Below are 12,898 nucleotides of genomic sequence, written 5' to 3'. Positions count from 1 at the left end.
CGGATCTGGCACGATCGGGCCGTGGCCAGGACGCGGCGGGGGCGAGCGCTCGCGATGGCGGCCGCCCTGCTCCTGGTGCTCGCCTCGTGCAGCTCCGGCTTCGGCGACCTGAAGCTGCGGATCGCCGCGGGCAACCCCGGCGGGGTCTACGACAAGCTCGCCCAGACCCTCGCCACCGCGTGGGCCGCGGGCCTGGACATCGAGCGGCCCGCCGTCTTGCAGACCCAGGGCTCGCCCGACAACCTCGACAAGGTGCTCGCGGGCCAGGCCGACGTCGCGTTCGTCGCGGCCGACGTCGCCGCCGACCGGTACAAGCGCGACCCGCGGCTGGCCACCCTCGCCCGGATCCACGACGACTACCTGCACATCGTCGTGCGCACCGACTCCCCCATCCGGACCGTCGAGCAGTTGCGGGGCCGCAAGATCGCGATCGGCTCGCCGTCGTCGGGCGTCGAGTACATCGCCAGCCGGCTGCTGGAGGCGACCGGGCTCGCCGGCTCGGTCACCACCAGCGCGCGCGGGCTCGACGACTCCGTCAAGGCCCTGCTGAACGGCGACATCGACGCGTTCTTCTGGTCCGGCGGCCTGCCGACGCCCGTGCTGGCCTCGTACAACGAGACGCAGTCCCTGCGCCTGCTCGACATCGCCGACGTGATGCCGAAGATGCAGGAGGTCAACCAGGTCTACGGCACGGCGTCCATCCCGGCCAGCACGTACAACCAGCCGGGCCCGGTGACGACGCTGCTGGTGCCGAACTTCCTGGTCGTCCCGAAGTCGATGCGCGACGACGTCGCCGAGGCCCTGGTCCAAGGCCTGTTCGACGCCCGCCAGCAGCTGGCCGGGGCCAACCCCGCGGCCCTGTCGATCGACGTCCACCCGGGCATCGAGACCCAGCCGATCCCCCTGCACCCCGGCGCGATGCGGTACTACCGGGCGAAGAAGACCTAAGCCGCCGGGAAGGTCATCGCGATCCGCAGGCCGCCGCCCTCGGGCAGGTCCAGCGTCAGCTCACCGTCGGAATGCGCGGTCAGCTCGCTGACGATCGCCAGGCCCAGCCCCGAACCCGGGACGTTCTGGTGCGCCGGGCTGCGCCAGAACCGGTCCAGCGCGCGGTCGAGCTCTTCCGGCGGCAGCCCCGGCCCGTGGTCGCGGACCGACAAGCGGACCCGGTCGCCGTCGCGCTCGACCGCGATCCGGATCTCGGTGCCGGACGCGGTGAACTTCAACGCGTTGTCCAGCAGCGCGTCCAGGATCGTCTCGGCGCCGCGCGGTGGCACGCGCACCCGGGCGCCGTCGCCCGCCGTGTCGACGACCAGCCGCACGTCGCGGGCCTCGCCGACCACCGACCAGTCCGCGACCCGCTCGGCGACGACCTCGTCCAGCACCACCGGGTCCAGCTCGCCGCCGGACGCCTCGGCGCGGGCCATCGAGAGCAGGCCGTCCAGGATCTGGTGCAGCCGCCCGGCGTCGACGCGCGCGGCCTCGAGGTCGGCGGCGGCCGGCTCGTCGTCGACGTGGCCGTCGAGGTTCCCGAGCCGGATCTTCAGCGCAGTCAGCGGATTGCGCAGTTGGTGCGAAGCGTCCGCGACGAACGCGCGCTGCGCGGCCAGCGCGCCCGACACGCTCTCGGCCATGCGGTCGAAGGAGCGCCCGAGCTGCCGCAGCTCCGGCGGGCCGCCGCCCTCCCCGACCGGCTCGGCCTCCCGCCCGCTGACCACCGAGGCCACCAGCGCGCCGGTCGCGTCGTCGAGCCGCTTCACCGGCTTCAGGATCCACCGGACCACCGGGATCGCCACGGCCAGCGCGACCACGAAGGCGAGGATCCCGCCCGCGGCGAGCAGCAGCCACCACCACAGCACGGCGGCGCGCTCGGAATCGGTGGCGGACACGGTGAGCACCGCCCCACGCACCTCCCCGTCGGCGAGCACCGGTTCGGCGAGCACCAGCGGCGTCGAGTCCCACGGCATCAGCACGCCGGCCGGCTGCGACCGGCGGCCGGCCAGCGCCTCGTCGACGGGGTCGCTGATCCGCTCGTCCTGGAGGTCGATCCGCGCGGCGGCCGGGCCGAGCGCGGTGACGACCGGCTTGCCGTCCTGGTCCACGACGACCACCTGGACGCCGTACACCTCGGTGTAGCGGCGCACGTCGGGCTCGATCAGGTACGGCTTGTTGTCCAGCAGCGGGCGCTGCGCCAGCGACGCGAAGCGGGCGGTGTCGGTGAGCCGGTCGAGGAAGAGGTCCTGCTGCGCGCCGGCGGCGATCGAGATGGCCAGCGGGATGCCGAGGCCGAACACGAGCAGCGCGACCAGGGTCAGCACGATGCCCTGCAGCCGGACGCGCACGCCGTCAGCTCCGGGCGGCCTGGCCGCCGAGCCGGTAGCCGACCCCGCGCACCGTCTCGATCAGCGCCGGGCGGCCCAGCTTCGTCCGCAGCGTCGCGACGTGGACGTCCAGCGACCGGCTCTCCGCCGGACCCCGGTGCCCCCACACCTCGGTGAGCACGTGCTCGCGCGAACACACCGCGCCACGCGCGCCCGCCACGAGGGCGAGCACCTGGAACTCCTTGCGGGACAACGCGATCGCGTGCCCGTCGACCAGCACCTCGTGCCGGGCCAGGTCGACGCTGACGTCCCCCACCTTGATGACGGCCGGCTCGGCGACCGCGTGCTCCGGGCGCCGCCGGCGCACCGCCTCGACCCGGGCGAGCAGCTCCTCGACGTCGTAGGGCTTGACCAGGTAGTCGTCGGCGCCCGCGCGCAGGCCCCGGATCCGGTCGTCGACCTCGCCGCGGGCCGACACCACGATGATCGCGACGTCGCTGACCGCGCGGATCTGGGTGCACAGGGTCACGCCGTCGATGTCCGGCAGCCCGAGGTCGAGCAGGATGACGTCGACCTCGTGGACGCGTTCGAGCACGCCCGCGCCGGTCGCCAGCCGCGCGATCGCCAGGCCACGGCGGGCCAGCGCCGGGATGAGCGCACCCGCGACCCGGTCGTCGTCCTCCACCAGCAGCACCCGCACCCGTCCGCCTCCCATGGTGACCTGCTCCACCGGCCGGTAGCGCCGAACTCTAGGACCTCCCGGCGCCGGACGCACGAGCCACCCGGGCGGTCACGCTCGGTGATCATCCGGCGACATGGGAGGCGGCCACCCCTATACCCCCCAAAATGGACATCGATACGCAGTTGAAACCCTAAGTATTGCTCAAGCGGCCTTGCCAGCCGGTAAAGCAACGGTAGGTTCTCGCCATCGCGTGGTGACCCACGCCGCATTTCGAACGACCCTGGAGGCCAGATGACCGCGGAAGTGGCGGCGCCGATGATCAAGGCGTCCGCCGTGAACAAGTACTTCGGCGACCTGCACGTGCTCAGGGAGATCACGCTCGAGGTACCTCGCGGCCAGGTCGTGGTGGTGCTGGGACCGTCGGGGTCGGGCAAGTCGACCCTGTGCCGGGCGATCAACCGGCTCGAACCGATCAACTCGGGCGAGATCGCCGTCGACGGCACCCCGCTGCCCGCCGAGGGCAAGGCGCTGGCGGCGCTGCGGGCCGACGTCGGCATGGTGTTCCAGTCGTTCAACCTGTTCGCGCACAAGACGATCGTCGAGAACGTCATGCTCGCGCCGGTGAAGGTCCGCAAGACCTCGCAGGCCGAAGCGCGCAAGCTGGCGATGGAACTGCTGGAGCGCGTCGGCATCGCCAACCAGGCCGACAAGTACCCGGCGCAGCTTTCGGGCGGCCAGCAGCAGCGCGTCGCGATCGCGCGTGCGCTGGCGATGCGGCCCAAGGTCATGCTGTTCGACGAGCCGACCTCGGCGCTGGACCCGGAGATGGTCCAGGAGGTCCTCGACGTCATGACCGGCCTGGCCAAGGACGGCATGACGATGCTGGTCGTCACCCACGAGATGGGTTTCGCCCGCAGGGCAGCCGATCGGGTGATCTTCATGGCCGACGGCGAGATCGTCGAGGACACGACGCCGGAAGAGTTCTTCACCGCGCCGAAGAGCGAGCGCGCGAAGGACTTCCTCGGCAAGATCCTGACCCACTGAGAACACCACTGAGAGAACGTTCCGCGACGCCGTTCGCGTCACGGGTGACGACACACAGGAGAGATTCACATGAGGATCCGCACCCTCGCGGTGGGACTGCTCGTCGGTGGTCTGACGTTGACCACCATGACCGCCTGCGGCAAGGAAGGCACGCCGGCCACGCCGGGCTCGGGTGACCAGAGCGGCACGAACGCCGCCGCGCTGCCGACCTACCCGGTCGCGACCGGCGTCGACCTGGCCGGCTCCCCGGTGTTCGCGAAGATGAAGTCGGCGGGCGCGCTGACCGTCGGCGCCAAGGACGACCAGCCGGGCCTGGGCCAGAAGGACCCGACGACCGGCAAGTTCGGCGGCTTCGACATCGAGATCGCGAAGCTCGTCTCGGCCGGCCTCGGCTTCGACCCGGAGAAGATCACCTTCCGCACGGTCGACTCCGGCGCCCGCGAGCAGACGATCGCGAACGGCGACGTGAACTACTACGTCGGCACCTACTCGATCACCGACAAGCGCAAGGCGCTGGTCTCCTTCGCCGGGCCGTACTTCGTCGCCGGCCAGGACCTGCTGGTCCGCAAGGACGACACCTCGATCACCGGCAAGGACGCCCTCAAGGGCAAGAAGGTCTGCTCGGTCACCGGCTCGACCCCGATCCAGAAGGTCCGCTCGGACAACCTGACCGAGGCCGGCAACATCGTCGAGTTCCAGAAGTACTCGCAGTGCGTCGAGAAGCTGCTGTCGAAGGACATCGACGCCGTCACGACCGACGACGCGATCCTCAAGGGCTACGCGGCCCAGGACCCGGACAACCTGAAGGTCGTCGGCCAGACGTTCTCCACGGAGAAGTACGGCATCGGCCTGAACAAGGACGACAAGGTCCTGCGCGACAAGGTCAACGAGATCCTGCAGAAGTCGCTGGACGACGGCACCTGGGACAAGATCTACGCCGCGACGCTCGGCAAGTCCGGTTCGCCGGCCAAGAAGCCGACCCTCGAGAAGTACTGACCTGACACGAGGCCGGTGGATCGGGTGCTCCCGATCCACCGGCCTTCCCACATCCACCACCGGACCACGGCCGCGGGGAAGGCTCCATGGACGTCCTGCTCAACAACCTGGACCTGTTCGGTCCGTTCTTCCTCCGCACGATCGAACTGTTCGTGCTCTCCGCCGTCGGCAGCCTGATCTGGGGCACCATCCTGGCGATGCTGCGGGTGAGCCCGGTGCCCGTCTTCCGCGCCATCGGTACGGCGTACGTGACGATCGCCCGGAACACCCCGCTCACGCTGGTGTTCGCGTTCTTCGTGTTCGCCTACCCGCTGCTCGACATCGTCAAGGTCGACTACTTCCCCGCCGCCGTCATCGCGCTGACCGTGTACACCTCGGCGTTCATCTGCGAGGTCGTGCGCTCGGGCATCAACACCGTGCCGGTCGGCCAGGCCGAGGCGGGCCGCGCGCTGGGACTGACGTTCAACCAGATCCTCGGCCAGGTCGTGCTGCCGCAGGCGCTGCGCTCGGTCGTCCCGCCGCTGATCAGCACCCTGATCGCGCTGCTGAAGAACACCACCATCGCCGCCGGTTTCTCCGTCGCCGAGGCCGGCGCGATCCGCTCGTACCTGTCCGAACGTGGTGACAACCAGCTGGTCGGCCTGCTGTGGGTGGCCCTCGGCTTCATCATCCTGGTCACCGTGCTGTCGTTCGTCCAACGCAGCCTGGAGAAGCGCTGGAGCGTGGCCCGATGAGCAACGTCCTGTTCGATGTCCCGGGCCCCCGCGCCCGCGTGCGGTACCGGACCTACGCGGTCATCGGCACCGTCGTCGTCCTCGCCTTCATCGCCTACATCGGCTGGCGCTTCTACGACAGCGGGCAGTTCACCGCCCGCAAGTGGGAGTGGCTGCAGTACGCGCAGGTCCAGAGCGACCTCGCCAACGCGGTGCTCCAGACCCTCGAGGCGTTCGCGGCCGCGGCCGTGCTCGCGCTGGTCTTCGGCGCGATCTTCGCGGCCGGCCGGCTGTCCGACCACGCGTGGATCCGCGGGATCGCCGGGTTCGTCGTGGAGTTCTTCCGCGCCATCCCCGCCCTGATCCTGATGTTCCTGTTCTACTTCGGCCTGCCGACGGTCGGCGTGCCGATGACGCCGTTCCTGGGTGTCGTCCTCGGCCTGACGCTGTACAACGGCTCGGTGCTCGCCGAGATCTTCCGCGCGGGCATCCAGTCGCTGCCGAAGGGCCAGAGCGAAGCCGCGTACGCCCTGGGCATGCGCAAGACGCAGGTGATGTTCCTGGTGCTGCTGCCCCAGGCGATCCGGGCGATGCTGCCGACGATCATCAGCCAGCTGGTCGTGCTGCTCAAGGACACCGCGCTCGGCTTCATCATCACGTTCCAGGAGCTGCTGTACTACGCGCGGTACATCGGCTCGCAGGGCTCGTTCGGGCGGCCGATCGTGCCGTCGACGATCGTGGCGACCGGCATCTACGTCGTGATGTGCCTGCTGCTGACGGCGCTGGCGACGTACCTGGAGCGGCGCAACCGGCGCAACAAGAAGGTCGTGGGCATCCCCCCGGCCGCGGGGGAGGCGGCCCTCGTCTCCGCCGCCTGAGTCACCCGTTCGAGGCCCCCGGGATCCGTCCCGGGGGCCTTGTCCTGTTCCGGGCTCTCCCCTAGCGTCAGGCCCATGGGTGTCGCACTGGTGACCGGAAGTTCCCGAGGGCTGGGCCGGACGATCGCCCGGCGGCTGGCCCGCGACGGGTTCGCGGTGGCGGTGAACGGCCGGCACGACGATCCCGACCTCGAGACCGCCGCCGAGGAGGTTCTCGCCGAGGGCGGCAAGGCCGCCGCCTTCGCCGCCGACGTGACCGACCGGCACCAGGTCGGCGAGCTGGTCGACGCCGTGACGGCGTTGCTGGGCTCGATCACCGTGCTGGTGCTCAACGCGACGGGCCCGCAGCCGGACGTCTTCCTGTCCGAAGTGGACTGGCCGGACCACCTCGGGCACCTGGACTTCTTCGTGCGGTCGCCGGTGTTGCTGGGCCACGCGGTGCTCCCGGGCATGCGCGCCCGCGGCTACGGCCGGATCATCCACATCGACTCGGAGGTCGCCGAGTTCCCGCCCCCCGGCCGTTCGGCGTACGCGACGGCCAAGGCGGCCCAGGTCGGCCTGGCCCGGTCGTGGGCCCGCGAACTGGCCCCGGACGGCATCACGGTCAACTCGGTGGCCCCGGGTTTCGTCCCGGTGGAGCGCCACGCGAACGTCCCGGAAGCCGAGCGCGAGGCCTACCTGGCCGGAGTCCCGGTGGGCCGGCTGGGCACCCCGGAGGACGTGGCGGCGGCGGTGAGCTTCTTCGCCTCCAAGGACACGGGCTTCATCACGGGCCAGCGCCTCCTGGTCGACGGCGGTCGCGCGCTCGGCTAGCTCTCAGCCCGCCACCGTCCGCCGGTTCCGGCCCAGGTGCAGCGCCACCAGCACGCCGAGGACGAGCACCAACGCCAGCGCGAGCGCCGTCCACATCGCGACGTGCAGCTGGAGCAGGCCACCCGCGAAGGCGCCCACCAGCATCGCGCCTACGGCGACCACCTTCCGCAGCGGGTGCGATCCCTCGCCGCCCGCCGCCTTCGAGTCCGCCGCGAAGCCCGTCAGCGTCATCGTCAGGACCGTCGTCGTCAGGTCGGGCGCGCCGATCCGGCGGACCGCCGCGTTCTGCAGGCCCATCGCCACGCCCAGCACGACGATCAGCAGTTCGCTGCCGAGCCGCGTGCCGCTGCCGAGGGTCGCCGACAGCACGACCGCCACCGCGACCAGCGCCGCCTGGACCGCGGTCGCCTGGCGGAGGGCGTCGTAGTCGTCCTCGCGGCGGGCCAGCCGCCCGCCGGCGAGCGCGCCCGCCAGGAACGCCAGCACCGCGGTCAGCGACGCGAGCACCGACAGCGTCGCCTCCCCCGCCGCCGCGAACCCGAGGAAGACGACGTTCCCGGTCATGTTGGCCACGAACACCCGGCCCAGCCCGAGGAAGCTGACGGCGTCGACCACCCCGGTGACGACGGTCAGCGTCAGCAGCAGGACGGCCAGGTCCCGCGGTTTCGGTTCAGCCATGAGCGCAGTCAACCACCGCGCGGGTCAGCGCGCGGTGACCCAGCGCGTCGGTGCTGTCGACGAACTGGTCGATCGCCCCGACGGGGGACGACCACCCGGTGAGCAGCGGCGCCACGAACCGTCCGGCGTCGATCACCTGGAACGGCCGGTCGAAGAACGGCCTGGTCCGCGGGTCCACCCGGCCGGTGAGGCCGAGCGCGTTGTGCAGCTCGGCGACGTGCTCGTAAGCCGCGACGAGGTGCCGTTCGCGCTCCGGCCACGCCGTCGCCGCGAGGGCACCGGTGAGGTGCGGCGACAGCGTCGCGGCCGCGGGCAGCCGCCCGAACGCGCTGCCGAGCCACTTGCCGTACGGCGGGTACCGGCGAGCCATGAGCAGGCACAGCCGCATGAGGTCCCGCACGAGCCGCGCCGCGACGACGGCCGACCCGAGCTCGTCGCCGACCTCCCCGCACCGGCCGACGAACGCCTCCTCCTGGCCGATCCGCCGCCACTGGCAGGCGAGGACGTACCGCCAGACGTCGTCCGGGTACCAGGCGACGCGCTGCCTGAGCGTCTCGAGCCCGAGGTCGTCGCGGAAGACGGCGCCGCCGGTGAACTCGGCGAAGACCTGGGTCGGCGTGGCGAGCCAGTCGCGCGGCCGGGGGTGCCGCGGATCGAAGCCGAGGAACCCGCGCACCCACTCGCCGAGCGTCGCGACGACGAGTTTCGCCGGGTGCCCGAGAAAAGTGGCCGGCACGTCCACGGCGCGGACCTCGGGGAGGAAGAGGAAGACGCGGGCCGTCCAGTCGTGGTCGGCCGAGCGTGCGGTGTCGAAGCCGAGCACCTCCGAACCGGGCCCGACCAGCGCGGCGCTGTGCGGGCCGCCGACCGCCGGCGCGACCGCTTCGGCGTAGAACCGGCGGCTCAGGTCGATTCCGGAAAGGAACGTCATGAATGCCAGTCTGGCTTACAAACACGCGAAGCGCGCTTCATTATGCGAAGCTGCTTCGCAGCGCTTCACGCGCGAATTCTGTTGTCACACAGGCAGAACAGCAACATCCCTTCCGGTGAACCGCCGCGCGGCAAGAGCTGTTTTGTCGGTACTTGCCCTTAGCGTTCGGGCATGACCGAAAAGAGCACGGTGCGCACCCGGGAGATGGGTGCCGAGCTGAAGATCCAGCGCGAGGCGAAGCAGATGTCGCTGCGCGAAGTGGCCCGGCGCGCCCACTGGTCGGCATCGAAGGTGTCCGGCTGGGAGAACGGCCGCCGGATCTCGCCGGTCGACGCGGCGATCTACCTCGCGCACTGCGGCACCGAGGCCTCCGAACGCGACCGGCTGCTGCACCTGACCCGGCCACCCAGCGAGCTGTACTGGGTGCGGCCGTACTTCGACGAGCTCGTCGACCCGATGAAGTCCCTCATCATCCAGGAAAACCTGGCGACGTCGGTGATCTCGAACAGCCCGATGGCCCTGCCCGGCATGCTCCAGACCGAAGACTACGTGCGCACCGTCTACGAACTGTCCGGCCGGTACACCACGGACCGGCTCAAGCTGCTGGTCCAGGCGAGGATCGATCGGCAACAGCTGCTGCAGCGCCGCAACCCGCCCCAGTGCCTCTACTTCGTCCACGAGCACACCCTCAGATCGATCCTGCGCGACCCGGCGCTGATGCACGAACAGCTGCAGTACCTGGTGCTGGCCACCAACCTCCCGCACTGCACCATCCGCGTCGTCCCCGCCTCCGCGCCGCCGTACCACCTGGTCGGCAGCCGGTTCACGATCCTCGAGTTCGCCGAACACCCGCCGGTGGCCTACGAAGAGACCTTCGCCGCCGGGCTGTTCATCGACGAGCGCGTGGCGGTCGAAGCGTTCTACATCCTCCGCACGCGTCTGGAGCAGGCAGCCTTGTCCGAGCGGGAGTCCCGGGACTTCCTGGTCCGGCTGGCCGGCGAGTTCGACCTCATGGCGAAGTGAACTGCTTCCCGTCGTGCCAGACGGCGCGGATCCTGCCGGGCAGGTCCGTCACGTCCAGGTCCGTGCCGTCGAGCAGCACGAGGTCGGCGCGCAGGCCCGGCTCGACGCGGCCCCGGTCGTCGTCGAGCCGGAGCAGGCGGGCCGCCTCGGACGTGGCTGCCTTCAGGGCCGCCGCGTCGCCGAGGACCGCGGCCAGCAACCGCAGCTCGGTCGTCAAGTCGACATGGGGACGCGGGGCGAGGTCGGACCCCGCCGCGATCCGGACGCCCGCCTCCACCGCGAGGCGCAGCGAACCCCGGTGCGGGCCGGCGAACTCGGTGTCGCTCAACGGCGACAGCGTCGGCACGTACCAAGCGTTCGCCAGGGCCGCAACAGCGTCGTCGTCGAGGAACGTGCCGTGCTCGATGCTGCGCGCGCCGGCGCGGGCCGCCGACACCACCGCGGCCGACGTGTGCGCGTGCGCCAGGACGTCACGGCCGCAGCGGCCGGCTTCGTCGACCACCGCGGCGAGCTCGTCGTCGGTCGGGCGGACGTCCACACCCGCGCGGACCGCCCGCATCGACCCGCTCGCGCCGACCTTGATCCAGTCGGCGTCCGCACGCACCATCCGGCGGACGGCCGCGCGGGCGGCGTCCGGCCCGTCGAACAGCGGGTCCGGCAGCGACGGGTCGCCGTAGTTGTCGACGGCGCCCGCGGCCGGGTCCCACGGGTCGCCGAGCCCGCCGGTCGGGCCGAGCTGACGCAGGCTCACCAGCAGGTCCGGCCCGGTGATCCAGCCTTCGCGCAGCGCGTGCTTGAACCCGGCGTCGGCGCCCCAGGCGTCCCGCACGGTCGTGATCCCGCGGGCCAGCAACCGGCGCAGCACCGGCACGGCTTCGAGGATCCGGGCGCTGCGCGGCAGGGATTCGGGCCGCCAGAACGCGACGTGCACGTGACAGTCGATGAGCCCGGGAATGAGCAGCCCGCCGGAACAGTCGACCCGCTCGTCGCCGTCGAGGCCCGGCCCGACCTCGGCGATCCGCGAGCCGGCCAGCCGGACGTCCGCGCGGGTCGTCTCGCCGGTTTCGGGGTCGAACACGCGCGCGCCGACGAGCAGCGTCACGCGAGATCCTTGCGGTAGACGAGGAAATCGCACGGCGTGGCCAGCAACGGCGCGAGGTGCGGGTAGTCCTCGGCGACGCCGGTGCGGTGCGTCACGCGGTAGCCGAGCCGGTCGTACCACTCGGCGAGGAACTGTTTCGCCGGATGCGTCCACTCGCGGGGCACGAGCAGCTCCAGCTGCATCTCGCGGCAGCCCGCGTCCCGGCTCGCCCGCTCGGCGAACGTCACGAGGTCCCGGCCGAGGCCGAGCCCGCGCCGCGCCGGGTCCGCCGCGAGCATGCCGAACTCACCGGTCGTCTCGTCGAGCCGCCGGACCCGCACGGATCCGGCGACCTCACCGTCCACCCCAGCGACGGCGATCTCCCCCGCGCGCACGAACCCGGCCACCTGCTCGGTGGTCGTCCGGTCGGCGCTTCCCCGCCACAGCCCCTTGTCGGACTCGGCGTAGACCTGGTTGACGAGAGCGGTGATCCGGGCGATCACCGCGGGGCCGGCGGACGGCGGCAGCAGCTCGATCTCCATGCCCCCACCCTGTCACGCGAGGGCGACGATCTCCGCCGCGTACCCCGCCAGTCCCGGCTCGCGCCGTACGCACACCGCCGCCAGCCGGGCGATGTCGTCGGCCCACTCACCGGTCGCGCGGCCAGCCGAACCGACCCGTCCGAAGCCCCGATCGAGCAGCCCTCGCGCGTCGTCGAACCGGCCGCGCCCGACGGCCTTCACCGCGCCGAGCGCGTTGGCGAGAGCACTGGCGGGACGAGACCACTCGTCGTCGCCCGCCGGCACGGGGACGTCGTCTGTAGGCGTCCGCGGTCCCCCGCGCGAGCGAACCCCGCAACGACGCTCGCGAACCGGCAACCGCCGCCTCGAGGGCGGCCAGCACACGGTTCGCGAGCGTCGAACGGGAGAGCGTCACTTGTCCCGGCGGAAGAGCTTGTTACCCAGCCACACGATGGGGTCGTACTTCTGGTCCGCGACGCGCTCCTTCATCGGGATGAGCGCGTTGTCGGTGATGTGGATGCCTTCCGGGCAGACCTCGCTGCAGCACTTGGTGATGTTGCAGAGGCCGAGGCCGTGCTCGTCCTGGGCCGCCTCCCGGCGATCCGCGACGTCGAGCGGGTGCATCTCCAGCTCGGCGATGCGCATCAGGTACCGCGGCCCGGCGAAGGACTCCTTGTTCTCCTCGTGGTCACGCACCACGTGGCAGGTGTTCTGGCACAGGAAGCACTCGATGCACTTGCGGAACTCCTGCGACCGCTCGACGTCCACCTGCTGCATCCGGTACTCACCGGGCTTCAGGTCCGCGGGCGGGGTGAACGACGGGATCTCCCGCGCCTTCGTGTAGTTGAAGGACACGTCGGTGACGAGGTCGCGGATCACCGGGAACGTCCGCATCGGCGTCACCGTGATCACCTCTTCCTCGGTGAACGTCGACATCCGCGTCATGCACAGCAGGCGCGGCTTGCCGTTGATCTCCGCCGAGCACGAACCGCACTTGCCCGCCTTGCAGTTCCACCGCACGGCGAGGTCCGACGCCTGGGTGGCCTGCAGCCGGTGGATGATGTCGAGGACGACCTCGCCCTCGTTCACCTCCACCGTGAAGTCCTGCAGCTCGCCGCCCGTGTCGTCGCCGCGCCAGACCCGGAAACTCGCCTTGTAACTCATGCGCACACCTCGCTGGCGCTCAGTGCCGCCTGAGCCGGAAGCGCTGTGTCGAA

General features: G+C 71.2%; 15 protein-coding genes. 7 read left to right on the top strand and 8 right to left on the bottom strand.

Translation table 11 applies throughout. From position 1 onward, the window contains the following. Positions 1–21 precede the first annotated feature (21 nt). On the top strand, positions 22–948 hold the full coding sequence (locus AB0C38_RS34605; RefSeq protein WP_360681659.1) for a TAXI family TRAP transporter solute-binding subunit: 927 nt from the start codon (positions 22–24) through the stop codon (positions 946–948). Here AB0C38_RS34605 and AB0C38_RS34600 read toward each other — a convergent pair. Together AB0C38_RS34600 and AB0C38_RS34595 are read right to left on the bottom strand one after the other, a co-directional pair. After that, entirely contained in the window at positions 945–2,342 is a 1,398-nt protein-coding gene (locus tag AB0C38_RS34600; protein WP_360681657.1) for a HAMP domain-containing sensor histidine kinase, read from the bottom strand. The genes AB0C38_RS34605 and AB0C38_RS34600 overlap by 4 nt on opposite strands. A gap of 4 nt (positions 2,343–2,346) precedes the next feature. Continuing rightward, positions 2,347–3,021, bottom strand: a complete 675-nt coding sequence (locus AB0C38_RS34595; RefSeq protein ID WP_360681828.1) for a response regulator transcription factor — start codon at positions 3,019–3,021, stop codon at positions 2,347–2,349. Positions 3,022–3,318: 297 nt separating this feature from the next. On the opposite strand from AB0C38_RS34595, the gene AB0C38_RS34590 reads away from it, so the two are divergent. The 5 genes from AB0C38_RS34590 (at position 3,319) to AB0C38_RS34570 (ending at position 7,447) form a co-directional block, all read left to right on the top strand. Then, complete coding sequence (locus AB0C38_RS34590; RefSeq protein WP_360681826.1) at positions 3,319–4,047, top strand: amino acid ABC transporter ATP-binding protein; 729 nt, start codon at positions 3,319–3,321, stop codon at positions 4,045–4,047. A gap of 69 nt (positions 4,048–4,116) precedes the next feature. Then, the gene (locus tag AB0C38_RS34585) at positions 4,117–5,043 is read left to right on the top strand and encodes a glutamate ABC transporter substrate-binding protein (protein WP_360681655.1); all 927 of its coding nucleotides are present in this window, start codon (positions 4,117–4,119) and stop codon (positions 5,041–5,043) included. Between the two features lie 86 nt (positions 5,044–5,129). Continuing rightward, positions 5,130–5,777: an amino acid ABC transporter permease gene (locus AB0C38_RS34580; RefSeq protein ID WP_360681653.1), complete on the top strand. Its 648-nt coding sequence runs from the start codon at positions 5,130–5,132 to the stop codon at positions 5,775–5,777. Then, a complete protein-coding gene (locus AB0C38_RS34575; RefSeq protein ID WP_360681651.1) occupies positions 5,774–6,634 on the top strand; it encodes an amino acid ABC transporter permease in 861 nt (286 codons plus the stop codon). The genes AB0C38_RS34580 and AB0C38_RS34575 overlap by 4 nt, the downstream gene beginning before the upstream one ends. Before the next feature lie 75 nt (positions 6,635–6,709). Next, positions 6,710–7,447, top strand: a complete 738-nt coding sequence (locus AB0C38_RS34570) for an SDR family oxidoreductase (RefSeq protein ID WP_360681649.1) — start codon at positions 6,710–6,712, stop codon at positions 7,445–7,447. A 3-nt stretch (positions 7,448–7,450) separates the two neighbouring features. Here AB0C38_RS34570 and AB0C38_RS34565 read toward each other — a convergent pair whose 3' ends face one another. After that, on the bottom strand, positions 7,451–8,125 hold the full coding sequence (locus tag AB0C38_RS34565) for a YoaK family protein (RefSeq protein WP_360681647.1): 675 nt from the start codon (positions 8,123–8,125) through the stop codon (positions 7,451–7,453). Beyond that, a complete protein-coding gene (locus AB0C38_RS34560; protein ID WP_360681645.1) occupies positions 8,118–9,056 on the bottom strand; it encodes a DUF4037 domain-containing protein in 939 nt (312 codons plus the stop codon). The genes AB0C38_RS34565 and AB0C38_RS34560 overlap by 8 nt, the downstream gene beginning before the upstream one ends. 171 nt (positions 9,057–9,227) lie before the next feature. Here AB0C38_RS34560 and AB0C38_RS34555 point away from each other — a divergent pair, with 171 nt between their 5' ends. Further along, positions 9,228–10,079, top strand: a complete 852-nt coding sequence (locus AB0C38_RS34555; protein ID WP_360681644.1) for a helix-turn-helix transcriptional regulator — start codon at positions 9,228–9,230, stop codon at positions 10,077–10,079. Here AB0C38_RS34555 and AB0C38_RS34550 read toward each other — a convergent pair. The 4 genes from AB0C38_RS34550 to AB0C38_RS34535 form a co-directional block, all read right to left on the bottom strand. Next, positions 10,066–11,181, bottom strand: coding sequence for an amidohydrolase family protein (locus AB0C38_RS34550; RefSeq protein ID WP_360681642.1), 1,116 nt, complete (start codon positions 11,179–11,181; stop codon positions 10,066–10,068). The two genes, AB0C38_RS34555 and AB0C38_RS34550, sit on opposite strands and share 14 nt — an antisense overlap. After that, positions 11,178–11,702, bottom strand: a complete 525-nt coding sequence (locus AB0C38_RS34545; RefSeq protein WP_360681640.1) for a GNAT family N-acetyltransferase — start codon at positions 11,700–11,702, stop codon at positions 11,178–11,180. The genes AB0C38_RS34550 and AB0C38_RS34545 overlap by 4 nt, the downstream gene beginning before the upstream one ends. A gap of 12 nt (positions 11,703–11,714) precedes the next feature. Beyond that, on the bottom strand, positions 11,715–11,966 hold the full coding sequence (locus AB0C38_RS34540) for a hypothetical protein (protein WP_360681639.1): 252 nt from the start codon (positions 11,964–11,966) through the stop codon (positions 11,715–11,717). 126 nt (positions 11,967–12,092) lie between these two features. Then, on the bottom strand, positions 12,093–12,845 hold the full coding sequence (locus tag AB0C38_RS34535) for a succinate dehydrogenase/fumarate reductase iron-sulfur subunit (protein ID WP_360681637.1): 753 nt from the start codon (positions 12,843–12,845) through the stop codon (positions 12,093–12,095). Positions 12,846–12,898: the final 53 nt, after the last annotated feature.

The sequence above is a fragment of the Amycolatopsis sp. NPDC048633 genome (genome assembly GCF_040650695.1).
GTDB lineage: Bacteria > Actinomycetota > Actinomycetes > Mycobacteriales > Pseudonocardiaceae > Amycolatopsis.
Note: the sequence above shows the minus strand (reverse complement) of the source record. Positions and strands in the feature narration are given on the sequence as shown.